General features: G+C 44.9%; 24 protein-coding genes. 16 read left to right on the top strand and 8 right to left on the bottom strand.

Annotated elements, in window-relative coordinates; translation table 11 throughout:
- Positions 1–56: 56 nt before the first annotated feature.
- From ACFPRA_RS23870 to ACFPRA_RS23855, 4 genes are all read right to left on the bottom strand, one after another.
- On the bottom strand, positions 57–1,598 hold the full coding sequence (locus ACFPRA_RS23870) for a fumarate hydratase (RefSeq protein WP_381440358.1): 1,542 nt from the start codon (positions 1,596–1,598) through the stop codon (positions 57–59).
- Between the two features lie 21 nt (positions 1,599–1,619).
- The gene (locus tag ACFPRA_RS23865; protein ID WP_381440356.1) at positions 1,620–1,796 is read right to left on the bottom strand and encodes an SE1561 family protein; all 177 of its coding nucleotides are present in this window, start codon (positions 1,794–1,796) and stop codon (positions 1,620–1,622) included.
- A gap of 339 nt (positions 1,797–2,135) precedes the next feature.
- Positions 2,136–2,939, bottom strand: a complete 804-nt coding sequence (locus ACFPRA_RS23860) for a polysaccharide deacetylase family protein (protein ID WP_381440353.1) — start codon at positions 2,937–2,939, stop codon at positions 2,136–2,138.
- A 60-nt stretch (positions 2,940–2,999) separates the two neighbouring features.
- Positions 3,000–3,896, bottom strand: a complete 897-nt coding sequence (locus ACFPRA_RS23855) for a TIGR01777 family oxidoreductase (RefSeq protein WP_381440351.1) — start codon at positions 3,894–3,896, stop codon at positions 3,000–3,002.
- Between the two features lie 107 nt (positions 3,897–4,003).
- Between ACFPRA_RS23855 and recX the strand changes: the two genes are divergently transcribed.
- Genes recX through ACFPRA_RS23840 form a run of 3 tightly spaced genes read left to right on the top strand, consistent with a single transcriptional unit; the run spans position 4,004 to position 5,807 of the window.
- A complete protein-coding gene (gene recX / locus ACFPRA_RS23850; RefSeq protein WP_381440349.1) occupies positions 4,004–4,816 on the top strand; it encodes a recombination regulator RecX in 813 nt (270 codons plus the stop codon).
- A complete protein-coding gene (locus tag ACFPRA_RS23845) occupies positions 4,806–5,138 on the top strand; it encodes a YfhH family protein (protein WP_239391839.1) in 333 nt (110 codons plus the stop codon). Before recX ends, ACFPRA_RS23845 begins: the two co-directional genes overlap by 11 nt.
- 33 nt (positions 5,139–5,171) lie before the next feature.
- A complete protein-coding gene (locus ACFPRA_RS23840) occupies positions 5,172–5,807 on the top strand; it encodes a hypothetical protein (RefSeq protein ID WP_381440346.1) in 636 nt (211 codons plus the stop codon).
- Positions 5,808–5,871: 64 nt separating this feature from the next.
- Here ACFPRA_RS23840 and ACFPRA_RS23835 read toward each other — a convergent pair whose 3' ends face one another.
- Positions 5,872–6,855 (bottom strand): metal-dependent hydrolase, encoded by a 984-nt coding sequence (locus ACFPRA_RS23835; protein WP_381440344.1) that lies wholly within the window; start codon positions 6,853–6,855, stop codon positions 5,872–5,874.
- Between the two features lie 109 nt (positions 6,856–6,964).
- Here ACFPRA_RS23835 and mutY point away from each other — a divergent pair, with 109 nt between their 5' ends.
- From mutY to nikC, 9 genes are all read left to right on the top strand, one after another.
- A complete protein-coding gene (mutY, locus tag ACFPRA_RS23830) occupies positions 6,965–8,023 on the top strand; it encodes an A/G-specific adenine glycosylase (RefSeq protein WP_381440340.1) in 1,059 nt (352 codons plus the stop codon).
- 95 nt (positions 8,024–8,118) lie between these two features.
- Positions 8,119–8,322 (top strand): gamma-type small acid-soluble spore protein, encoded by a 204-nt coding sequence (locus ACFPRA_RS23825; RefSeq protein WP_381440337.1) that lies wholly within the window; start codon positions 8,119–8,121, stop codon positions 8,320–8,322.
- Between the two features lie 451 nt (positions 8,323–8,773).
- Complete coding sequence (gene ntdP / locus ACFPRA_RS23820; RefSeq protein ID WP_381440335.1) at positions 8,774–9,301, top strand: nucleoside tri-diphosphate phosphatase; 528 nt, start codon at positions 8,774–8,776, stop codon at positions 9,299–9,301.
- A gap of 74 nt (positions 9,302–9,375) precedes the next feature.
- Positions 9,376–11,127, top strand: coding sequence for an ABC transporter ATP-binding protein (locus ACFPRA_RS23815; protein WP_381440331.1), 1,752 nt, complete (start codon positions 9,376–9,378; stop codon positions 11,125–11,127).
- 167 nt (positions 11,128–11,294) lie between these two features.
- Positions 11,295–12,317, top strand: coding sequence for an ABC transporter ATP-binding protein (locus ACFPRA_RS23810; RefSeq protein ID WP_381440329.1), 1,023 nt, complete (start codon positions 11,295–11,297; stop codon positions 12,315–12,317).
- Positions 12,289–13,275: an ABC transporter ATP-binding protein gene (locus ACFPRA_RS23805; protein WP_381440327.1), complete on the top strand. Its 987-nt coding sequence runs from the start codon at positions 12,289–12,291 to the stop codon at positions 13,273–13,275. Before ACFPRA_RS23810 ends, ACFPRA_RS23805 begins: the two co-directional genes overlap by 29 nt.
- Positions 13,276–13,299: 24 nt before the next feature.
- On the top strand, positions 13,300–14,931 hold the full coding sequence (locus ACFPRA_RS23800; RefSeq protein WP_381440324.1) for an ABC transporter substrate-binding protein: 1,632 nt from the start codon (positions 13,300–13,302) through the stop codon (positions 14,929–14,931).
- A gap of 107 nt (positions 14,932–15,038) precedes the next feature.
- The gene (locus ACFPRA_RS23795) at positions 15,039–16,043 is read left to right on the top strand and encodes an ABC transporter permease (protein ID WP_381440322.1); all 1,005 of its coding nucleotides are present in this window, start codon (positions 15,039–15,041) and stop codon (positions 16,041–16,043) included.
- 17 nt (positions 16,044–16,060) lie between these two features.
- Positions 16,061–16,951: a nickel transporter permease gene (gene nikC, locus ACFPRA_RS23790; RefSeq protein WP_381440320.1), complete on the top strand. Its 891-nt coding sequence runs from the start codon at positions 16,061–16,063 to the stop codon at positions 16,949–16,951.
- A 47-nt stretch (positions 16,952–16,998) separates the two neighbouring features.
- Here nikC and ACFPRA_RS23785 read toward each other — a convergent pair whose 3' ends face one another.
- Positions 16,999–18,081 carry an FUSC family protein gene (locus ACFPRA_RS23785; RefSeq protein WP_381440317.1) on the bottom strand — a complete coding sequence of 361 codons (1,083 nt, stop codon included), beginning with the start codon at positions 18,079–18,081 and terminating at the stop codon, positions 16,999–17,001.
- Between the two features lie 50 nt (positions 18,082–18,131).
- The gene (locus tag ACFPRA_RS23780) at positions 18,132–19,436 is read right to left on the bottom strand and encodes a glutamate-1-semialdehyde 2,1-aminomutase (RefSeq protein WP_381440315.1); all 1,305 of its coding nucleotides are present in this window, start codon (positions 19,434–19,436) and stop codon (positions 18,132–18,134) included.
- 159 nt (positions 19,437–19,595) lie between these two features.
- On the opposite strand from ACFPRA_RS23780, the gene bcp reads away from it, so the two are divergent.
- From bcp to perR, 3 genes are all read left to right on the top strand, one after another.
- Positions 19,596–20,072: a thioredoxin-dependent thiol peroxidase gene (gene bcp / locus ACFPRA_RS23775; RefSeq protein WP_381440313.1), complete on the top strand. Its 477-nt coding sequence runs from the start codon at positions 19,596–19,598 to the stop codon at positions 20,070–20,072.
- A 20-nt stretch (positions 20,073–20,092) separates the two neighbouring features.
- Complete coding sequence (locus ACFPRA_RS23770) at positions 20,093–21,037, top strand: D-2-hydroxyacid dehydrogenase (RefSeq protein WP_381440310.1); 945 nt, start codon at positions 20,093–20,095, stop codon at positions 21,035–21,037.
- Positions 21,038–21,168: 131 nt separating this feature from the next.
- Positions 21,169–21,612, top strand: a complete 444-nt coding sequence (perR, locus tag ACFPRA_RS23765) for a peroxide-responsive transcriptional repressor PerR (protein ID WP_381440307.1) — start codon at positions 21,169–21,171, stop codon at positions 21,610–21,612.
- Positions 21,613–21,660: 48 nt separating this feature from the next.
- Here perR and ACFPRA_RS23760 read toward each other — a convergent pair whose 3' ends face one another.
- On the bottom strand, positions 21,661–22,038 hold the full coding sequence (locus ACFPRA_RS23760; RefSeq protein WP_381440304.1) for a YgzB family protein: 378 nt from the start codon (positions 22,036–22,038) through the stop codon (positions 21,661–21,663).
- A 122-nt stretch (positions 22,039–22,160) separates the two neighbouring features.
- Here ACFPRA_RS23760 and ACFPRA_RS23755 point away from each other — a divergent pair, with 122 nt between their 5' ends.
- Positions 22,161–23,024: a nucleotidyltransferase-like protein gene (locus ACFPRA_RS23755; RefSeq protein WP_239391828.1), complete on the top strand. Its 864-nt coding sequence runs from the start codon at positions 22,161–22,163 to the stop codon at positions 23,022–23,024.
- The last annotated feature ends 283 nt before the right edge of the window (positions 23,025–23,307 follow it).

Below are 23,307 nucleotides of genomic sequence, written 5' to 3'. Positions count from 1 at the left end.
AGGAATAAAAAAGCCTTGGGTTCGGCTTTCAACCGAATCCAAGACTATTTGTAGTATTAGCTATATACCTTTTCTTTGAATTGTGCCAATTTCTCTAGCGAAGATTTGTCGACATCTGCGTGAAGGCTGTTGCCATGCGAGTCCATTGTGACGACTGCTGTGAAATCTTCTACGCGCAAATGCCACATCGCTTCAGGGATTCCGAATTCGAGCAGATCAACACCTTCGACGGCTTTGATACAGTCGGCATAATATTGAGCTGCGCCGCCGATTGCGTTCAAATAGACTCCACCGTGTTCTTCAAGTGCCGCAAGTGTTTTCGGTCCCATCCCGCCTTTTCCGATGACAGCGCGGACACCGAATTTCTTCATAATGTCTCCTTGGTACGGCTCTTCCCGAGCGGATGTTGTTGGACCGGCGGCTTTGATTTCGTAATTGCCGTCTTCGTCTTTCGCAACAACAGGACCGCAATGGTAGATGATTTGTCCGTCCAAGTCCACTGGTGATTCATTTTCCATTAAGTGCTTATGGATCGCATCCCGGCCTGTGTAAATCCGCCCGCTAATTTTGACGACATCGCCGACTTTCAGGTCACGGATTTGCTCTTCTGTAATAGGAGCCGTCAATTCCACTGTGCGGGATGTTGACTTCTTTTCATCCTGTTGTTCAGCTTGCTCTGCGAAGGCGATTTTTTCGCCGTCATTATAATGCCAGTTTGTAATTTCGCCAGTTTTTGCATCAATATCTACGGCCATCCGACGGTATGCCCAGCAATTGTACGCTACGGATACATAGAAACTTGCCGGAATGCGGTACATGACTCCAACTTTACAGCCGAGGAGAGTCGCTTCGCCGCCGAAGCCCATCGTTCCAATGCCAAGTTTGTTCGCCGTATCTAAAATATAGTCTTCCAGCTCCGCCAGTTGTGCGTTCGGATTGACATCATCCACTTCACGGAAGAGCTGCTCTTTTGCCAGATCATAACCGGAAGCGCGGTCGCCGCCGATTCCTACACCGATGAAACCTGCCGAGCAGCCTTGGCCTTGTGCTTGATAGACGGAATGCAAAATACATTTACGGATGCCATCGAGGTCACGGCCGGCGCGTCCGAGGCCTTCGAGTTCAGTTGGCAAGCTGTATTGGATATTTTTGTTTTCGCAGCCGCCGCCTTTTAAAATCAATTTGACTTCGATATGATCTTGTTCCCATTGTTCAAATTTAACAACAGGTACTCCTTCTCCAAGATTGTCCCCGCTATTATCGCCAGTTAATGAATCGACGGAGTTAGGGCGAAGTTTGGCATCTTTTGTCGCCTGTACGATGGCTCGTTTGATTGCTGCTTTAATTTCCAGTTGGTTGACGCCTACTGGGGTTTTGATTTTAAATGTCGGTAGACCCGTATCTTGACAAATCGGAGAGATTTTCTCGTCCGCCATATTGATATTGCGTGCAATGGTATCCAAGCTCATTGCCGCACGCGTACCAGCATCTTCTTGCTCTTTGGCCGCCCGGATTTTCCGCCGTACATCTTTAGGAAGATTTGTTGAGGTTTCGCAAATGAGTTCATAAAGGCTTTTTTCAATTTGTTCTATGTACATTCCCAAATTTCCCCCAATAGTTTAGTTATCTGTTTTCATTTTATCCATTTGTTCTTCGAGCTCATCGATCATGCTGATGAGATGATCGATGTCTTGTAGGTCAGCTGTTTCTGGTTCAATCGAATCCAATGTCTCAAGGAATTGATGCAATCTTGACTTCAAACTTTCAATCGTGCTGTTTGTTTGTGGTTTATCCATCTGTACACCTTCCTTCTTTCATCCTACGTTATCGTAAACGAAAAAACAGAAATTATCAATGAAGTGTGACAGGACTTTCGTACGAATTGTAAATAATTATTAACAGAATCTTTACAATAGGTTGATAATGTGATAAGATACAAATAATTAAACGAAAAGGAGGGCGTAGTGAAAGACGTATCGAATCCTGATGTTGAAGGAGGGGATCCGTAAACGTTCGATAGCCTTATGCTTGGAAACGACTACGAATTATGCAAATGAAAATGGAAAATGAAGATAGCGCACATACGTAAAGGCCCAGCCGTATTCTGACAATCAGATATGGACTGGGCCTTTTCATTATCTAAAAAAAGAATGGATATTTTCGTGTTCCATTACAAGATCATCCAGTGTATGGAATGCATAGCCGGCTTTTTTTGCGTCTTGGATAAAGGAAGGTAAAGCTTGTGCATTATCGGGTGAGACAGTATGCATTAAAATGACTGCCCCAGGATGGAGCTGAGTCATCAATTCGTTATAGGCATAATCCCGGCCGCGTGGTTTATCTTTGTGCCAGTCGATGAAAGCGATGGACCAAAAAATATGCCGGTATCCGAGCTCATTTCCTTTAGCGAGTACTTTTTCATTGAAAACGCCCTCAGGCGGTCTTGTGTAGACGGTTCGTTTGATGCCGGTTAGCTCATTTAATAATTTATCGAAATTTGTCCATTCTTCTTCCATTCGCTTCACGGAAATGGTCGTCAAATTCGGATGATCAAGCGTATGGTTCCCGATGCCGTGCCCTTCTTTAATCATTCGTTTGACAAGGGGAGTGGCGCTTTTCAAGTAATGGCCGGTTAGGAAAAAAGTTGCTGGGACGTCCTCTTTTTTCAGTGTATCTAAAATGCTTTCCGTATAGCCATTTTCGTAACCATTATCAAAGGTTAAGTACACAATTTTTTCATCGGGTTTTCCTTTATAGATCGCCCCATAATCATCCAGTAATGTATTCAAGGCAGCTCCCGCATCCGGTGGGACGCCTTTTGTCGCCTTTTTGAAGCCCCAATGGAATTCCTCCGCTCCCGCAGTGAAAGGATTGAATAGGAAACCAGCCAGTATGATGGAAAAAGCCAATACAATGCCGGAAACATGTTGTTTGAACATCCAAAACGCACCCTTCTTTTTACTCGTAGGATGCGTCAAAATGGTTACACTATGCAAAGGTTACAATAAATTTTTTAAGGCGACTTCCAGTGTCGGATATTGAAATTCGAAACCGTTGTCGAGCAATTTTTGAGGCACTACATGCTGTCCTTCGAGAACAAGAGCACTTTTTTTACCAAGAGCTATTTTCATCATAAGGGAAGGAACGGGGAGCCAATGTGGACGATGTAGTACCGTACCGATCGTCTTGCCAAAATACGCCATCCTTTTTGGAAAAGGAGCTGTCACATTGACGGGACCTTGTACGTTCTCATTTTGAATGACAAACGAAATGGCACGTGCCACATCTTGAATATGGACCCATGAAATCCATTGTTGGCCTGTTCCGACTGTTCCGCCTGCAAATAATTTATACGGCAGGATCATGGGTGGAAGAGCACCGGCATCTTTCCCGAGAATGACACCGAATCGCATAAAGGCCGTTCTAACAGAATCGTTTTGCGCTTGCGCTGCTTTCTTTTCCCAGTCCGCCACTGTCTTCGCAAGAAAATCCGTAGCGAAATCAATCGAATCCTCCGTATAGACGGTATCATCCGAAGCGGGATAAATCCCGATCGCACTGGCATTGATAAGGACAGACGGCTTCGTTTCCAAAGTAGCGATGATCCGTAATAATTCCTCAGTCGCTGCCATCCGGCTGTCGTAAATTTGCTGTTGATGCTCACGATTCCAGCGACCAGCATTGATGGAAATGCCGGCAAGATTGATAAATACATCTGCAGACTGGATTGCTTTTTCAGGAGCTGCCCCCGTTTGAAGCCATTGGACATAGGAAATGTTGTGAACTCTTTTGGATGCATCCCTACTTAAAATGATAAGTTCGTGTCCTTCTTCCGCTAATAATTTGGTTAACGCCTGTCCAACGAAACCGGAACCGCCTGCTATAACGATTTTCATAGTTTCCACCTCCAATAGATTTCCCTCTGATAGCCTGAACGATATAGCTGAATGTGATGGATGGAACATGTATACTGAATAGAAGAAGCAGGGAGGTTTTGTGAGAATTGCCTGTCATTACGAAAATAACACAACAGAAAAAAGATAGCGAACGATACAATATTTTTTTGGATGAAAAATATGCTTTCAGTGTAGATGAAGCGATCCTCGTGAAATTTGGACTCACCAAAGGGATGACGTTGGACGACTGGTCGATCGATGACATGGTCTATGAGGATGAGATCCGAAAAGCATTCAATCGCGCTCTGCATTACCTAGGATTCAGAATGCGAAGCGAGCATGAGGTGAAGAAAAAGCTGCTGGATGCCGGGTATGGAGAAGCGGTTGTACGGGAAGCGATTGTGAAATTGAGAAATCTCGGTTTCTTAAATGATGAGACATTTTCGGAAGCCCTTCTTCAAACGCAGAAAAATGCATCTAGTAAAGGTCCAAGAGCGATTCGTCAAGAATTGCAAAAAAAAGGGATCGGGAAGGAGCTGCAAGCCCAAGTGCTCGAATCTTATTCGGAAGATGAACAGCTTCAAATTGCTACAAAACTGGCGGAGAAAGCGGCCAATGCGAACCGCGCTATTGCCCCTGCGCAACTGAAACAGAAAATCCAAAATGCGTTGCTCCGAAAAGGGTATTCATTTGATATTATTAAACAAGCGCTTGAAGGCATTGACTTTGATCGAGAAGAAGATGAATGGGCCGGCATAACCGACTCAGTCGGAGAGAAGGCTTGGCGTCGCTATAGCTCGAAATTCAGTGGTCGGAATTTGAATAATCGTGTGAAACAGGCGATGTATCAAAAGGGTATCCCGTTTGACCGGATTGATGCGTTTATTGAAAAGAAGGAGAATGAAGAAGATGGAGATTGAGAAAAAATATAGTGAAATGACTGAACATGAACTACGTACTGAAATCGGCAGACTGATGGAAAAGGCACGGAAGGCAGAGCAGCTCGGCATCGTCAATGAGTATGCGGTCTATCAGCGGAAAGCGGTCATGGCGCAGTCGTTTTTAGTCGATCCGAAAACGATTGAGCCGGGTGAAATTTACCGGATCGATGGGGATGAAGGTGTCTTTTTCCACGTCGATTATTTGAAAGGGCGCTTTGCATGGGGCTACCGACTTGGCGGCGAGCGCGCCGAAGAAGCATTGCCGATCGCGATGCTCAAATCGGTGAAAACAGGGAAATAAACCAACGATGGTTGAGGCTACGGACGTTGATTCTTGCCCATAGCCAATCGAACAGCGAAGGGTTCGATTTGCCGTATTTCTGCGTCCTTTGCAGAAATTAAGGCACTTTCAGGAACAGCGAAGGGTTCGATTTGCCGTATTTCTGCGTCCTTTGCAGAAATTAAGGCACATTCAGGAACAGCGAAGGGTTCGATTTGCCGTATTTCTGCGTCCTTTGCAGAAATTAAGGCACATTCAGGAACAGCGAAGGGTTCAATTTGCCGTATTTCTGCGTCCTTTGCAGAAATTAAGGCACTTTCAGGAACAGCGAAGGGTTCGATTTGCCGTATTTCTGCGCCCTTTGCAGAAATTAAGGCACTTTCAGGAACAGCGAAGGGTTCGATTTGCCGTATTTCTGCGCCCTTTGCAGAAATTAAGGCACATTCAGGAACAGCGAAGGGTTCGATTTGCCGTATTTCTGCGCCCTTTGCAGAAATTAAGGCACTTTCAGGAACAGCGAAGGGTTCGATTTGCCGTATTTCTGCGCCCTTTGCAGAAATTAAGGCACTTTCAGGAACAGCGAAGGGTTCGATTTGCCGTATTTCTGCGTCCTTTGCAAAAATTAAGGCACTTTCAGGAACAGCGAAGGGTTCGATTTGCCTTAATTTCTGCGCCCTTTGCAGAAATTAAGGCACTTTGAGGACGCGGCGCACTTAGACTCCGTTCCTTTAATAGACAGGCGCTTCCGCTTTTGTTATGAATTCGGCATGAATTTCAATTTTTTCCGTAGCTTGTCTTCGGAAAAAATCCAGCCTGTGTAGGAATTGAGAATATTCAAGTCCTTATCCACGTGGGCGACGGCAACAAACGGATAATAGCCCTTACTTCGGTAGCGTAGGTCGATGAGGCGCACTTCGCATAAGTCACCGATATACGAAATGGACCATCTGTAAATCGGGGAAAAAGATGTGAATGCTTGTATATTATGGTCACTCATCGCTACTTCGATCTGAGGGGATGTCGGCATCGGCTCCCGTTCGAAGCGGTCGTAAATATTGACGGAACGACCATAGGCACGTCCTACATAATGACAATTTTCCGAAGAAGCGGCAATCCGCCATTGGAAAAAGCGTATCGTCGGAGCGATAATAATTTCGGTTGCCTCGGGTATTGTAAAATGGACCGCTTTTTTCACGGCCGCTTTAATGATAAAACGGAGTACATAGTAAAAGAATATGACGATGTACAAAGTGATAATTGTATAGACAGGGTCAGCACCGATACCCCAGATGATCAACGCAATCGCATGCAATATGAAAATAACAGGGTCGAACGTATTGATAACCCCGATAGCGACCCATTTGTTGGAAAAAGGACGAAGCGCCTGTGTCCCGTATGAATTGAAAATATCAACAAACACGTGTAGGAAAACGGCAAGAAATGTCCATGCCCATAAATGGATGAAATTCGCCTCGGTAGCAATGAGCGAAAAGAAAAGCGTAATGAGTAGCGGCCATAGTAATACCGCGGGAACCGAATGGGTAATACCTCGATGATGTCTGATGTAGACCGCATTATTCCTCAGTTTTAGAATGGTATCGATGTCCGGGATAAGGGATCCGACAATAACACCGGCAACGACTGTGCTCATTGTTGCCGGCTCGGATGCGACAACCGGATCCACCATGGCCAGACCGCCGAGTGCAATCCCCATGACAATATGTGTTCCAGTATCCAAACAATCACTCCTTAAGCCAGAAATTCAATCGAGGCATTGGAAAACTCTATAATCACTTTCCTATACCCGTTTTCGATCAATAATAAGCATATGTGATAAGGAGGAAAACATGCAAATTTTAGAACATCAAGACGAATTCCGCGAATCCCTCCTATCTTGGTACCGACGAGAAAAAAGGGATCTGCCATGGAGACGAACTTCGAACCCATACTATATTTGGATTTCAGAAGTGATGCTCCAACAGACAAGAGTCGACACGGTCATCCCTTACTATGAGCGTTTTGTCGAAAAGTTTCCTACGATGTCGGCACTTGCCGAGGCGGAGGAAGAGGAACTATTGAAACAGTGGGAAGGGCTTGGCTATTATTCCCGCGCGAGGAATTTACAAGCGGGTGTCCGTGAAGTGGTGGAGAATTATGGCGGCAGCGTGCCCGCAAACCGCAAAGAAATTTCTGCGTTGAAAGGTGTCGGTCCCTATACGGCTGGGGCGGTGCTCAGCATTGCATACGGCATTCCGGAGCATGCTGTCGATGGTAATGTCATGCGTGTTCTATCGCGTTTATTAATTATAGAAGAAGATATTGCAATTCCCCGGACGAAAAAGATATTCGAAAAAGTGGTTATGGACTTGATTGACAAAGAAGATCCGTCTTCTTTCAATCAAGGCCTGATGGAACTGGGCGCTACGATTTGTACGCCGAAGCCGAGATGTCTGCTTTGCCCAGTGCGCGATTTTTGCGCGGCGTTTTTGGAAGGTCGCCAAGAAGAATTGCCGGTGAAAACAAAGAAGACGAAGATGAAAATTACCCCTGTCGCCTCTGTTGTGATCCGGAATGAGCAAGGTCAATGGTTGCTGCGTCAACGTCCTGCCAAAGGGCTCTTGGCAAACTTATGGGAGTTCCCAATGATCGAATTGACAGATGACGAACCACTACATGACAAAATGCGTGCGCAATATGGAATTGAACTGCATCATTGCAAGGCGTTAATCAACTTTAAACATGTTTTTTCCCATATTACATGGGAACTGCAAAGTTATTTGGCAGAGCTGTCATCAATGACTACGATTCCCGATGATGCGCAATTCTTTACGGAGGAAGAAGTGGAAGCATTGCCGAAACCCGTGCCTGTTATTAAAATTTGGAATGAAATCAAAGGAAATGCATGATTTTTTACAGTAATTGTAAATATTTCACTAAAAATTTTCCAGTGGCATAAATTTTGTAACAGTGGACATGATAATTAGCACGGAGGTGAAAATCCATGGCTAATAAAAACAGCGACCCAAGTAAAACAAACGCGAAGCAAGTTCGTCAACAGAACCAACTTTCTCAGCAAGGTATGACTGAAGAGTTCGGATCTGAAACGGACGTGAACGAAGTAAGACAACAAAACCAACAATCTGAAGCAAACAAAAACAATGCTTCCGGTCCGCGCGCGAATCGTTACGAAAACGGGACCAAATAAGTGGATGGACATCACCGGCCGGCAGAGGAATGAACTTCTGCCGGTTTTTTTACGTCTAGACTCCTGACGCCAGACGCTCGGAGGCTCACAGGATGTGAGTTGCGCAGTGGTTGCCAATCGAACAGCAAAGGGTTCGATTTTCCGTATTTCTGCGTTCTTTGTAGAAATTAAGGCACTTTCAGGACGCGGCGATCTTAGACTGCGTTCCTTGATAGTCAATTCTACTCTGCGGCAAAGTACGCCACGCCGTCGACTCGCCTTATGCCTGTCGCGTCTAAGCAGGCGTCCTTCGCTTTTGCTAATTGTCTTCCTATTCAAATGGAACCATTTGCATTTAGGACGAAAACAGATGAGTGAACTTGAAACGTTTCAAATCCGAGTGGGTTCTTGGTATAATAGGGAAATAATATTGGCTTCCAAATTTTCCGGCAAATAAAAGGTAGGTGTACGTATGGCGATTGCTACAGAAGGCGAAAGGATTCAGATACATAGCTACAAGCATGATGGGAGCATCCACCGTGTCTGGCAGGAAACGGTGGTGTTGAAAGGAACCCGCAATATTGTGATCGGAGCGAATGAGCGGACACTTGTGACAGAAGCGGATGGGCGTACTTGGCTTACGCGCGAACCTTCCATTTGTTATTTTCATGCAGAACATTGGTTCAACATTATATGCATGTTGAGGGAAGACGGCGTTTATTATTACATTAATATGAGCTCCCCATTTGTCTATGACAATCAGTCACTGAAATATATCGATTATGACCTCGATGTGAAAGTGTTTCCCGATATGAGTTATATGATTTTAGATGAGGATGAATATGCCGAACATAAAAAACAAATGGGATATCCCGAAGTGATCGATCAGATTTTGCACAGGAATTTGGATACGCTGCTCGGATGGATCAAGCAACGAAGAGGTCCTTTTGCTCCAGACTTCATCGATGTATGGACGTCTAGGTATGAATTCTATAAATAAGGTGAAAAATTAGTGGGAAAACCTGACCGCCAAATGATTGCGGCAGGTTTTTTGATATCTGGGAGGACTAGCAGATGGGAGATAGCATGAAGCGGTATTTACAATTTGTCAAACCGTATACTTGGCAAATTATCCTGACGATTTTAATCGGCATCGTGAAATTTGCGATTCCGTTATTCATTCCGCTTCTTATGAAAATTGTCATTGACGATATCATCAGCTCGGATGTGCTGACGAAAGAAGAAATGACCCGGCAATTATTTTATTGGCTAGGCGGCACGGTCCTGATTTTTTTCATCATAAGACCGCCAGTAGAATATTACAGGCAGTACTATGCACAGTACGTCAGCAATAAGGTTTTGTATGATATACGTGATGCATTGTATGCGCATTTGCAAAAGTTGAGTCTTCGCTATTACTCGAATACACGTGCAGGGGAAATCATTTCGCGTGTCATCAATGATGTGGAACAAACAAAAAACTTCGTGATGATCGGCTTGATGAACGTTTGGCTGGATTTGGCTACAATTATCATTGCGGTCATCATCATGATGACGATGGACGTTCCATTGACGCTTGTTACGCTGCTCGCTTTTCCGTTTTATGCGTATAGTGTCAAACATTTTTTCGGGAAGTTGCGTGAGTTGACAAGGAAGCGTTCACAAGCGTTAGCGGACGTCCAAAGTTATTTACACGAACGGGTGGCGGGCGTCAGCGTTATTAAAAGTTTTGCGCTGGAAGAGAAGGAGCAACGCCTTTTTGAAAAGACAAATGGAAATTTTTTAGACAAGGCTCTTGATCATACTCGTTGGAATGCGAAAGCGTTTGCTGTCGTCAATACGATTACGGACGTCGCGCCGCTTCTTGTGTTAGCCTATGCTGGCTACCAAGTCATCCATGAGCATTTATCAGTCGGAACGATGGTTGCGTTCATTGCGTATATTGAACGTTTGTACAATCCGCTTCGCCGTCTTGTCAATGCATCGACTTCGCTTACACAATCATTTGCCTCGATGGATCGTGTCTTTGATTTGATGGAGGAACAGTATGAGATTACGGATAAGCAACATGCAATTGCACTTCCGGTCATTCGTGGCGAAGTCGAGTTCGAAAACGTCAGCTTTGCTTATGAGAAAGAAGGAGAATTGGTCCTGGATGGAATCGATTTGACTGTGAAGCCTGGAGAGACTGTCGCTTTTGTCGGGATGAGCGGTGGGGGGAAATCGACGATCGTCAGCCTTATTCCGAGGTTTCATGATGTCACAGAAGGCAGCGTCCGGATTGACGGTTATGATTTGCGGGATGTGCAAGTGAAATCTTTACGGAGTCAGATCGGAATGGTTTTGCAGGATAATATTCTGTTCAGCGATTCTGTCAAAAGTAATATCCTGATGGGGAAACCCGATGCAACAGATGAAGAAGTGGTCGCTGCGGCCAAAGCTGCGAACGCACACGACTTCATCGAGTCATTACCCCAAGGTTACGATACGAAAGTCGGAGAGCGAGGTGTGAAGTTATCGGGCGGACAGAAACAGCGGATTGCCATCGCCCGTGTCTTTCTGAAGAATCCGCCGCTTCTCGTTTTGGATGAAGCGACGTCTGCGCTTGATCTCGAAAGCGAAGCGCTCATTCAGGAATCGCTTGTCCGGTTGGCGTCCAATCGAACAACCTTTATCGTTGCACATCGACTTTCCACCATTACTCATGCGGATAAAATTGTTGTCATCGACGCCGGAGAATTGAAGGAAATGGGGACACATGAACAGCTGATGAAACAGCAGGGCATCTATTACGGACTGTTTCAAGTCCAAATGCTCGGAACATAATAGAAAGGCATGCGGCACCTTGCGGATTATTCTGTAAGGTGCCATTTGTTTTAATTTTTATTTTAATTTAAATATATGAAAATAGTATTGATTTAATTATGAAAAATCGTATAATAGTGAATACCTTTAGAATTCAAAGTAAAGTACGACAAGAAAAGGGTGATCTGATGGGTGAGAGGAAAACAGTCCTCCAAGTGAAAGATTTGCAGACGACCTTTTTTACGGATTCAGGAGAAATTCCAGCAGTTGATCACATTGATTTTCATGTAAAAGAGGGAGAAATTCTAGGGATTGTAGGGGAATCGGGCTGCGGGAAAAGTGTGACATCCCTTTCGATTATGGGGCTTGTCCCGAAACCTCCCGGCAAAATTGTTGGAGGCGAAATACTTTTTCAAGATAAAGATTTGCTCCGTATGACGGAAAGGCAAATGCGACAAATTCGGGGAAATGACATTGCAATGATTTTCCAAGAGCCGATGACATCGCTGAATCCTTTATTTACAATCGGTAATCAAATGACCGAAGCGATTCGTATACATAAGAAAAATTGGTCGAAAAAGAAGGCGGAAGCCCGTGCTGTCGAAATGTTGAAACTGGTCGGTATGCCCCGCGCGGATGAATTATTGAAAGAATATCCTCATCAATTGTCAGGCGGAATGCGGCAGCGTGTCATGATTGCGATGGCTCTCGTTTGTGATCCGAAAGTGCTCATTGCCGATGAACCGACGACCGCGCTCGATGTGACGATTCAAGCGCAAATTTTGAAGCTGATGAAAGAGCTGAATACGAGGTTGAATACATCTGTTCTCCTCATCACGCATGACCTCGGTGTCGTAGCAGAAACGTGTGAACGTGTGATTGTCATGTATGCCGGCCAAATTATCGAAGAGGCTCCGGCAAAACAGATTTTCGAGGATCCACAACATCCTTATACAAAAGGGTTGATCCAATCCGTACCGGATATGCGCTACAAAAAAGAGCGGCTCTATTCCATTCCCGGGAATGTACCAAAACCGGGTTCGATCCGGCACGGTTGCAGATTTGCGGCTAGATGTGAATTTGCGTTCGATCGTTGCTTGAAAGAAAATCCTGCGCTCTATGAAACATCTGATGTCCATCAGACACGATGCTTCTTATACGATGAAGAAAGGGTGGACAAGCATGACAACAAAGCCCTTATTGAAAGTTGAAGGTTTAAAAAAGTATTTCCCGGTCAAAAAAGGAATGCTTGGTAAAACCGTTGGACATGTCAAGGCGGTGGATGATGTATCTTTTACGGTGAATGAAGGCGAAACACTCGGCATTGTGGGAGAATCCGGTTGTGGGAAATCGACAACGGGACGTATGCTCATGAGGCTTTTGGAACCGACTGAAGGGAAAGTCGAGTTCGATGGCAAAGACTTGACGGATTTGTCCGCCGATGAAATGCGCAAGACGCGACGCGATATCCAAATGGTCTTCCAAGATCCATATGCCTCATTAAATCCACGTCATACAATTGAGAAAATATTGGAAGAACCACTTATTGTCCACGGGGTGAAAAATCCGAAAGAACGGAAAAAGAAAGTGCATGAATTTCTTGAAATCGTGGGGCTGAGTGCCTATCACGCAAAACGTTATCCGCATCAGTTCAGTGGTGGGCAACGACAACGGATCGGGATTGCCCGAGCGCTTATGACAAATCCGAAGCTGATCATTGCGGACGAGCCTGTTTCGGCATTGGATGTTTCCATTCAGTCGCAAGTGTTGAATCTCATGCAAGATTTGCAAAAGGATTTCAAGCTTACTTATATATTTATCGCCCATGATTTGGGAGTGGTCCGACATATCAGTGATCGTGTCGGCGTGATGTATCTAGGGAAAATGGTAGAAATTGCGGAAAGTGAACAATTATATTTGGAAGCGCTTCATCCATATACACAGGCGCTGTTATCCGCAGTTCCTGTACCAGATCCGGATTTCGAAAAAGAACAGATTATTCTGGAAGGGGATATTCCGAATCCGGCAAATCCTCCTTCAGGATGTACATTTCATACTCGCTGTCCATTTAAAATGGATGTATGTACGAAAATCGTACCAAAACTTGTAGAACATCAATCGGGTCATTCTGTTGCCTGCCATTTGTATAATGAGGTAGGTCAGCAATGATATAAAACAGTTGGAGGGGTCAGTATGAGAAAAAGAAAGGCTTGGTCATTCGCTTTGCTACTGCTTCTTGTTCTGTCAACAGTGCTTGCGGCTTGTTCGTCGGGCTCGAGCGACGGTAAGAAGGAAGGTAACGAAGGAACTGTACAAGATACATTAGTATTTGGACGTGGTGGGGATTCGACTTCACTTGATCCATCTAGATCGACAGAAGGCGAAACGTTCAAAGTGACGAAGAATCTGTTTGAGACGCTTTTGAATTTCAGCGAACAGGATACGACGGTTGTTCCTGGACTAGCGAAAGAATGGGAGCCAAGTGAAGATGGGTTAACGTATACTTTCAAATTACAAGAAGGCGTCAAATTCCATGACGGCACGGACTTTAATGCTGACGCGGTTGTCAAAAACTTTGAGCGTTGGGCCAATGGAAATGCAGAAAAATTCCCGTATTATAACTCCATGTTTGGCGGTTTCAAAGGTGACGAAGGGCATGTCATCGAATCGGTGACTGCTGATGGCGATCATACGGTCATTATCAAATTGACGCGCCCGCAAGCACCGTTCTTGAAAAACCTCGCGATGGACATGTTCGCGATTGCAAGCCCTACTGCATTTGAAAAAGGGGACGACGAATTCGAACGAAATCCTGTCGGTACAGGGCCGTTCCAATTTGTAGAGTGGAAGCCGAATGAAACAATCACAATTGAAAAATTCGACGAGTACTGGCAAGAAGGACTGCCGAAACTGAAAAAAGTCATTTTCCGTTCAATTCCGGATAACTCTGCGCGTCTGAATGCATTGTTGGCGGGTGACATCGATCTTGCAGATGGCATCAATCCGTCTGACGGCACAACAATTGAAGGAAATGAGAATCTACAGTTATTTGAACGTCCTTCCATGAATATTGGATACCTTGGCATGACGGTCACACGTCCGCCATTCGATAAAAAGGAAGTGCGTCAGGCGATCAACTATGCGATCGATAAGCAAGCCATCATCGATTCGTTCTTCGAAGGGCGTGCAAATATCGCGAAAAACCCTATGCCGCCGTCCATTTCAGGATACAATGACGAGATCGAAGGTTACCCATATGATCCTGAAAAAGCGAAAGAGTTGCTAGCAGCAGCGGGTCTTGCTGACGGTTTTGAAATGGATCTATGGGCAATGCCAGTACCACGTCCATATATGCCGGACGGCGCAAAAGTTGCTGAAGTTATCCAGAAAAACCTAGCAGATGTTGGCATTACAGCTAAAATCGTTTCGCATGAATGGGGAACATATTTGGATCTAGCAAGCAAAGGGGATGCGGATGCATTCATGCTCGGCTGGACTGGAGATAACGGAGATGCGGATAACTTCATTTATGTGCTTCTAGATGAAGATAATATCGGAAGCAATAACTACACGTACTACAAAAATGATGAGCTTCATGCACTCTTGATTGAAGCGCAAACCGAAGTTGACGAAGAGAAACGAAATGAACTATACAAAAAAGCACAGGAAATTATTCACGAAGAAGCACCGTGGGTACCAATTGCCCACTCCACACCTCTTCTTGGAGGAGTGAAGGAACTGAAAGGTTTCCTTCCGCATCCAACGGGATCGGACTTGCTTTCTAACGTGGAATTTACAGCAGTAGAGGAAGAATCTGCGGAATAAAAGAGGGACATAAACGGAAAGGGAGAGGTCTACCGGATTTCTCCTTTTTCCCCTTTGAAATGCTATGTACATAGAAATGGATTTGAAAGTTGGAGAGGTGAAAAATTATGCTCAGCTATATTGGGAAAAGGTTGCTGCAGCTCATTCCTGTCCTTCTTGGAATGACGTTTATCGTATTTATGATTATTCGCGCGATACCGGGAAACCCGGCGCAAATCATTTTGGGGCAACAAGCGACGAAAGAAGCGGTCGAAGCGTTGACAGTGAAGTTAGGGCTCGATAACCCGTGGTATATCCAATATTTTAAGTATTTAGGTGGCCTCTTTAAGGGCGATCTGGGTGAATCCATGCGTACACGGACCCCGGTTGCGGATGAAATATGGCCTTATTTGGCGGCGACGTTCGAATTGGCCCTTTTTGCTATTATTATCGCTGTTGTCATCGGTATCAATGCAGGTATCATTTCGGCATGGTTCCAAAATTCCTGGTTTGATTATACGGCAATGATTTTGGCGCTAGTTGGCGTATCGATGCCGATTTTCTGGCTCGGTCTGATGGGGCAGTGGGCATTCGCATTGGAACTTGGTTGGTTGCCGACAACGGGAAGGGAACAAGTGCGGGATCCGGTCAATGCCATTACGAATTTGTACGTACTCGATACAATTTTGCAAGGGCGTTTTGATCAGCTTTGGCAAGTGTTGCGTCATCTCGTTTTACCGGGATTAGCATTGGCGACGATTCCGATGGCGATCATCGCTCGGATGACACGTTCTAGCATGCTGGAAGTAATGCGTTCCGATTATGTTCGCACTGCACGGGCGAAGGGTCAAAAAATGTTCTGGGTTGTGTATAAGCATGCGCTGAAAAACGCCATCATCCCAGTATTGACGATCATTGGTTTGCAAATGGGAATGCTGCTTGGCGGAGCCATTTTGACGGAGTCGATTTTTGCATGGCCGGGGATTGGCCGCTATATTTACGAAGCGATCGGAGCGAGGGATTATCCGGTTATCCAATCCGGTATCCTCATTGTGGCATTCATCTTTGTCATGATCAACTTGCTTGTCGACCTGTTATATGGTCTCATCGATCCGCGGATTAAATACGATTAAGGAAGGAGGAAGTCCAAATGTCTGAATTAGTGTCAAAAGGAAATGAAAATAAGAAGGTTGAAAAAGAAGCGGGCCCTTGGCTAGAAGCTTGGAGAGGGTTCAGTAAGAACAAAGTAGCCGTTGTTGGTGCGGGGATTGTACTATTCTTTATCCTATTGGCGATTTTCGGTCCACGTTTTGCACCGGAAGGGATCAATGAGCAAGTGTTGGCGGACCGTCTGCTTCCTCCTTCCAGTGAGTATTGGCTTGGAACAGATGACCTTGGAAGAGACATCTTCTCAAGAATCATTCATGGTGCGCAGATTTCCCTTAAGGTTGGCTTTTTCTCCGTCATTGGATCTGTTGTAGTGGGAAGTATGTTAGGCATCATTGCAGGTTATTATGGCCGCTGGATCGATACGGTCATTTCTCGGATTTTTGATATTATGCTTGCGTTCCCATCGATTTTATTGGCGATCGCGATTGTTTCCGTACTTGGTCCGAATTTGATGAATGCACTGATTGCGATTGCGATCATCAATGTGCCGAACTTCGGAAGGTTGATTCGATCGAAAGTGCTGAGCATTAAAGAAGATGAGTATATCATGGCTGCGAAAGGGATCGGAATGCGGGATGCCCGTATACTATTCTCACATATTTTGCCCAATTCCATGGCTCCCGTCATCGTACAAGGAACGTTAGCAATTGCGACGGCGATCTTGGAAGCGGCGGCACTTGGTTTCCTAGGTTTGGGAGCGCAAGCACCGGCGCCTGAATGGGGGAAAATGCTCGCCGATTCGAAAAACTATTTGCAGTCCGCTCCATGGACGATGATTTTCCCAGGACTGGCGATTATGCTAACAGTCCTTGGATTTAACTTAATGGGAGATGGCTTGCGCGACGCACTCGATCCCCGGATGAAAAGCTGAAGACGATAAAGAAAAGCCTGAAAGTCATGATGACTTTCAGGCTTCTTTTAATAGATTTCTTCTTTTAGCTCTGCGTTCACTTCATTGTTGTGATGTTTTTGAAACGATACGATGAGCTTGTCGAGATGTTCAAGCTGTTCTTCGTAATTCAAGATGGCTGATAGGATGTGTAGAAGGTGGTAGGCGGAAAACTCCTCTTCTTCCTTTGTCAAAGCAATTTCCTTCGCGAAAATTTCCATCACTTCATGACGCTGGATATAATCCTCGTTGGCATTCATTGTCTCTTTGTCGGATTTCAGTTGGCCGGTAAACTTCAGGTGGAGCTGTTCGTGATAATTGAGCAGGGAATCCAGGCGTTCCTGCACCATCATCCGAAAATGCTCAGGCAGATTGATCAGCTCATTTTCGAATTGGTGAAGCCGTTTCAACACGTCGTAGCTGCTTCTTGACGTAGCGATCATTTGCCGATAAATGACAAGTTTTCTCGTTTTGGCACGGGAGCTCTTTTTGAAATAGCTCCGTTCTTCTTTAAAGAGGCTATACAATTGATCGACCTGTGAAAGCCGTTCTTTCAATTTGTTCAGCGATTTTTTCGTGGCCACATGTTCGGATGCCTGTCTGCCGGCGAGCCGAGTCCACCGGATGATTTCATCTTGGGCGGAATGGATCGACTGAAACAGCTTCGTTTCATATTTGGGAGGCACGAACAGTAAATTCACTGAAAATGCCGCCAGTACACCGATGATGAGTGTCAGGAAACGGAGCAATGCATAGGAGAGGAAATCGTCCCCTTTAATCTCCATAATGGCAATCATCATGACGAGTGCTAAAGAGATGGATTTTTCAAGGCCTAATTTTAGCATGATTAAAATGATGATGACGGCTGCCAACCCAATGACCACTAACTGATGACCGAATAGAAGGACAAACGAAATCCCGATCACCGCACCGATGACATTCCCTTGAATCTGTTCCACGATCGTCAAATAAGATCGATAGATGGAAGGTTGGATGGCGAAGATCGCTGCGATTCCTGCAAATACAGGATGGGGCAATTGCAAAATGTCTGCCAGGAACAATGCGAATACAATTGCAATGCCCGTTTTAAAGATGCGGGCACCAAGTTTCATGCGCTAATTCCTTTCTTATATTGCTGTTTTTACGTCACTAGAAAATAGAGTTAATCCTTGAGGAGCGTAGCGAGTTCCTTGAAGGATTTATCGACGGCGACCAAAGTATCTTCAATATCTTTTTCAGTATGGGCAGTCGTTAAAAACCATGCTTCATATTTGGAAGGCGCAAGATTGATACCGTTTTTGAGCATCAGTTTAAAAAACTTCGCAAATACTTCTCCGTCTGTCGCTTCCGCTTGCGCATAATTTTCCACTTTTATATCGGTGAAAAAGAGCGTAAGAGCACCGCCTAATCGATTGGTTGTCAACGTAATGCCATGTTCTTTTGCAGATTTTAAAATACCATCTTCCAATAACTCGCCTAGGCGATCCATTTCTTCATAGATACCCGGTTGTTGGAGCACTTCCAAACAAGCGATTCCCGCCAGCATAGATGCCGGATTTCCTGCCATTGTCCCCGCTTGATAAGCCGGGCCGAGTGGAGCGACTTGTTCCATGATTTCCTTCTTGCCGCCGTAAGCCCCGATTGGTAAGCCGCCGCCGATAATTTTCCCAAATGCAGTGAGGTCGGGAGTCAAGCCGAGTAAGTTCTGTGCGCCGCCATAGTGGAAGCGGAACGCTGTAATGACTTCATCGTATACGATCAATGCCCCTTTTTCAGCTGCCAGCTCATGGACAAGCGGTAGGAAGCCTTCGTTCGGCTCGACGATACCGAAATTGCCGACAATCGGCTCGACAAGGACACAGGCAATTTCGTCTCCCCATTTAGCAATCGCTTCTTCATAAGCTTTCGGGTCGTTGAATGGAATCGTGATGACTTCCTCTGCAATCGTTTTAGGGACGCCAGCAGAATCCGGGGTGCCAAGCGTAGCAGGACCCGATCCGGCTGCAACGAGTACAAGATCCGAATGACCGTGATAACAGCCGGCAAATTTCATGATTTTCGTACGGCCAGTGAACGCGCGCGCGACACGGATTGTTGTCATGACCGCTTCCGTTCCAGAATTGACAAAGCGGACTTTATCCATGCCTGGCATGGCTTCTTTCAACATTTTCGCGAATTTCACTTCATGTTTTGTCGGTGTGCCGTAGAGGACACCTGTTTGTGCAGCTTGCACGATGGCTTCAGTAATATGTGGATGCGCATGTCCGGTAATGATCGGACCATATGCGGCTAGATAATCGATGTATTTATTGCCATCGACATCCCAAAAGTAGGCGCCTTCTGCCCTTTCCATGACGGTAGGTGCACCGCCGCCAACTGCACGATAACCGCGTGAAGGGCTATTAACCCCACCTACTATATGCTCGCAAGCCTGCGCATAGATCTGTTCTGAATTTGTTCTGTTCATAAATAATTCCTCCGTTCCCTTCTTTACATCTTCTATTCTAAACAAAACACGCCCATTACGCCAAAGAAATTGAAAGTGTCCAGCTTGTTCGGTACGATGAAGAAAGGAAAAGCTCTGGTCAGCCGGAGTCTGGACAAAAAGATATTGGAGGAATGGAACATGACAAAGCTGGAAGGATTGCAAGCACCAGAATTTTCATTGCCAAACGAAAAAGGGGAAACGGTCTCACTAAAAGACTTTGCAGGTGAAAAATATGTCGTTCTTTATTTTTATCCGAAAGATTCGACACCGGGATGTACAACGCAGGCATGCGATTTCCGTGATGCATATGAAGATTTTAGTAAACTGAATGCCGTTGTACTAGGGGTAAGCCCAGATAGTGAAGTCTCACACGAAAAGTTTATTGGTAAACACGGTTTACCTTTTTCCTTGCTGGTTGATGCAGATCACACCGTTGCAGAAAAATATGACGTATGGAAACTGAAAAAGATGTTCGGGAAAGAATATATGGGTATTGAAAGGTCCACATTCCTCATTGATCCGACGGGGACGGTTGTGAAGGAATGGCGCAAGGTGAAAGTGAAAGGCCATATCGAAGAAGCGCTTGCTACACTGGAACAACTGACGCAATCATAAGGGGTCTGGGGGAAAAGAGAATGGAAGTACTGTTCACGATTAAATTAAAACCGTATCAAGAGGAAAGACTGGTGACAAAATTTCCGGATGTAACCTTTCATTTCGATAAATCAGCGGACGACAAAGAGATTGAAACAGCAGCTGCCATCGTCAGTTATGGCAGCAACATCAATGTCGCTCTGCTGGAAAAGGCGAAGTCGTTAAAGTGGCTTATGGTTGCCTCCGCAGGTATCGATAAAATGCCGCTAGCGGAAATTGCGGACAAGAACATTATGGTCACGAATGTTCGTGGCATCCATAAGACACCGATGGCTGAATCGGTGCTGGCACATATCTTGGCGTTAAAGCGATCCTTGCCGTTCATGTACAAAAATCAGGAAGCGAAAGAATGGAACCGACGTGTTCGTTCGTCGGAGTTGAAGGGGTCAAAGGCACTGATTCTAGGGCCTGGCGCGATCGGTTCTGAAATCGGTAGATTACTCCAAGCTTTCGGTGTTCGGACGATCGGGTGCAACCGTTCCGGGAATGCGAATCCATCTATGGATGAAATGATCCGATTTGATGGGCTGCTCGATCGCTTGCCCGAAGTGGACTACGTCATATCGGTCTTGCCGAGTACGCAAGAGACAAGAGGGTTGCTGACGGAAGAACATTTCCAAGCGATGAAAGAAACGAGTGTTTTCATGAACTTTGGTCGGGGCGATCTAGTTGCTGAATCGGTTCTGATCGAGGCGTTGAAAAATGAAATGATCGGTCATGCGGTACTGGATGTCTTTGAAAACGAACCGCTCCCGGTGGAAAATGAATTATGGGCCTTGCCGAACTGTACGGTATCTCCCCATGTATCCAGCCTTTCCGGCAAATATGTTGAGAGGTCTCTTATCATATTTGAAGGAAACCTGGAGAAATGGTTGAAAGCTGACCATACACTTGATAATCTGGTCGACGTGCAGAAAGGTTATTGAGAATAATACTTACATATAAACACGTCTTTCGTGGGGAAGACAGCACATCTGTTGACAATAGCACCCCTATTCAGTAAACTAATTGTAATGATTATAAAGAAAGAATCTTTTCGAATTGGGGTGCATGAGCGATGTCTGAAGTCCAATTAAAAGACGCGCTGGACGCATTGAAAACAAGTGGCGTAAGAATTACACCACAAAGGCATGCGATATTAGAATTTCTGATATCTTCTGACACACATCCAACGGCTGATGAGATCTATAAAGCACTAGCAGATGACTTTCCAAATATGAGCGTTGCGACAGTATATAATAACTTACGTGTTTTTCGAAATGCCGGGCTTGTCAAGGAGCTCACGTACGGAGATTCCTCAAGCCGTTTTGATTTTGTGACACATGATCACTATCATATTATTTGTGATCAATGTGGAACGATTGTTGATTTTCATCATCCTGGTCTCGAGGAAGTGGAACATTTAGCTTCTCATGTGACCGGATTTAAAGTGAACTCACACCGTTTGGAAGTATACGGAACATGTCCTGAATGTGCTTCACGCGTTGCCAGTACGAATTGAAAAAAGCGTCTGGAATCCTTTCCTATGAAAAGGGTCCAGGCGCTTTTATTATTTAGCTTCTTTTTGTGTCTTTGTTGATTTTGCTTTTGGGCGATTATAAGCTTCGTCGAACTCCTTGCCTTCTAGGGAAGGGTCAAGTGTAAGTGGCTCACGACAATGCCCGCACATATCGACACGCCCAAGCATCTTTGTATGTCTTCCGCAGCTTGGACATTGAATCTGCACAGCCCGTGTGGAAAGTGAACCGATCCAAGCATACACAACCGTACTGGCAATGATGGCAAGAACACCAAGCACCATGAAGCTGAGCATGACAATCTCGTTATTCCTGAAGAAAATGCCGATATACATAATGACAACCCCGATGAAGATTAAAGAAAGGGCAAACGAACGTATTCGGTTTATCTTATTTTTATAGGGTTTCATCTAGCGTACCTCCTTAAGCTACAATTACTATAGCATATATTTCAAACCGTCACTATTTACTCACTTTGAATAAAGGATAATTTGATAGCTTTGTCGAAAAGAAACGGCATGGAGGTGTGGTAGTGGAACAAGTTTTAAGACCGATTTATCAGGAACGGGCAAGTTTTCCAGAGACGCTAGGAGTTATCATTGTAGAGAAGAGAGGAAAAGGGGATCCAACAACCGATACTTTTGATGCAATCCTCCTTATTATTACTGCCGACGAAGATCCCCCTATCTTTACAAAACATTACACGGACGGAAATGAAAAAGCCGCCATGCACATCATTAGCGAAAAACAATTGCGGAAATGGTTATTGCAGGGGTCGAAGCGGAAAGTGGTAGATTGGCTATTCTACGGTAAGGTTTATTTCGATCGGAATGAATTCGTGGAACGGTTGAAAACGGAATTTCAAGAATATCCGTTCCATGGTCGAAATATTAAAATGGGGCTCGAGTTTTCACAGCTAGTTAGAGACTATATGGAAGGAAAAACTTTTTTTGAACAAGGAAACGGCATGGACGCATATCACCACGTCGTTAAATCCCTCCATCATTTAGCGAGACTAGCAGTCATTGAAAACGGATTAGTCCCGGAAGTGACAGTATGGTCCCAAGTGAAGAAAATTGATCCGGCTATTTATAAATTGTACAAAGAACTGATTATGAGTGAAGAGCCACTGGAAAAAAGATTGGAACTATTATTTCTAGCCAGTGAATTTTTCATCCATAATCGGACGATTGACGGAGCCCGCCACTTGATGGATGTGCTAGCTGAAAAAGAGCAATGGACCATCCAAGAGCTACATGAGCATGAAGAGGCAAGATTATATTCAATCGATCTTGAAGTGTTTATCGAATTTTTAATTGAAAAAGGAATCATTAAAGTGGTGCAAAGCGACTCGAAAAACGAGTTCATCTTCCATAGAGATTACAGAGTAGAGTGATGGGGACGCGGTATTGGAGCGATTTTAAAAATCGTTCCAATATTTTTGTTGACAGTAGAATACGAACCATGCTAACATAGTAAACGTCGCTGAGGGAGTTAAACAAAACGCCTGAGAGACAAATGGTTTGCTTGAAAAAGAAATTCAAAAAAGTTGTTGACATAAAGAAGACAACTTGATATGATATAAGAGTTGCTGCTGAAAACACAGTAACGATATGAACCTTGAAAACTGAACAGCAAAACGTTAACAAATACAGTTTGTCGAACCGACTCTGTCGGGG

Source organism: Sporosarcina soli, assembly GCF_042655805.1.
Lineage (GTDB): Bacteria > Bacillota > Bacilli > Bacillales_A > Planococcaceae > Sporosarcina > Sporosarcina soli.
The sequence above is the reverse complement of the archived record's forward strand: the minus strand, read 5'-3'. Positions and strand labels throughout refer to the sequence as shown.

Coding starts and splice junctions, on each gene's coding strand:
- ACFPRA_RS23805 (WP_381440327.1), top strand. CDS start 12,289: ATGACAACAAAGCCCTTATTGAAAGTTGAAGGTTTAAAAAAGTATTTC.
- ACFPRA_RS23800 (WP_381440324.1), top strand. CDS start 13,300: ATGAGAAAAAGAAAGGCTTGGTCATTCGCTTTGCTACTGCTTCTTGTT.
- bcp (WP_381440313.1), top strand. CDS start 19,596: ATGACAAAGCTGGAAGGATTGCAAGCACCAGAATTTTCATTGCCAAAC.
- ACFPRA_RS23815 (WP_381440331.1), top strand. CDS start 9,376: ATGGGAGATAGCATGAAGCGGTATTTACAATTTGTCAAACCGTATACT.
- ACFPRA_RS23870 (WP_381440358.1), bottom strand. CDS start 1,598: ATGTACATAGAACAAATTGAAAAAAGCCTTTATGAACTCATTTGCGAA.
- ACFPRA_RS23795 (WP_381440322.1), top strand. CDS start 15,039: ATGCTCAGCTATATTGGGAAAAGGTTGCTGCAGCTCATTCCTGTCCTT.
- ACFPRA_RS23845 (WP_239391839.1), top strand. CDS start 4,806: ATGGAGATTGAGAAAAAATATAGTGAAATGACTGAACATGAACTACGT.
- mutY (WP_381440340.1), top strand. CDS start 6,965: ATGCAAATTTTAGAACATCAAGACGAATTCCGCGAATCCCTCCTATCT.
- ACFPRA_RS23810 (WP_381440329.1), top strand. CDS start 11,295: ATGGGTGAGAGGAAAACAGTCCTCCAAGTGAAAGATTTGCAGACGACC.
- ACFPRA_RS23825 (WP_381440337.1), top strand. CDS start 8,119: ATGGCTAATAAAAACAGCGACCCAAGTAAAACAAACGCGAAGCAAGTT.
- ACFPRA_RS23785 (WP_381440317.1), bottom strand. CDS start 18,081: ATGAAACTTGGTGCCCGCATCTTTAAAACGGGCATTGCAATTGTATTC.
- ACFPRA_RS23855 (WP_381440351.1), bottom strand. CDS start 3,896: ATGAAAATCGTTATAGCAGGCGGTTCCGGTTTCGTTGGACAGGCGTTA.
- ACFPRA_RS23770 (WP_381440310.1), top strand. CDS start 20,093: ATGGAAGTACTGTTCACGATTAAATTAAAACCGTATCAAGAGGAAAGA.
- ACFPRA_RS23860 (WP_381440353.1), bottom strand. CDS start 2,939: ATGTTCAAACAACATGTTTCCGGCATTGTATTGGCTTTTTCCATCATA.
- ACFPRA_RS23865 (WP_381440356.1), bottom strand. CDS start 1,796: ATGGATAAACCACAAACAAACAGCACGATTGAAAGTTTGAAGTCAAGA.
- perR (WP_381440307.1), top strand. CDS start 21,169: ATGTCTGAAGTCCAATTAAAAGACGCGCTGGACGCATTGAAAACAAGT.
- nikC (WP_381440320.1), top strand. CDS start 16,061: ATGTCTGAATTAGTGTCAAAAGGAAATGAAAATAAGAAGGTTGAAAAA.
- ACFPRA_RS23760 (WP_381440304.1), bottom strand. CDS start 22,038: ATGAAACCCTATAAAAATAAGATAAACCGAATACGTTCGTTTGCCCTT.
- ntdP (WP_381440335.1), top strand. CDS start 8,774: ATGGCGATTGCTACAGAAGGCGAAAGGATTCAGATACATAGCTACAAG.
- ACFPRA_RS23780 (WP_381440315.1), bottom strand. CDS start 19,436: ATGAACAGAACAAATTCAGAACAGATCTATGCGCAGGCTTGCGAGCAT.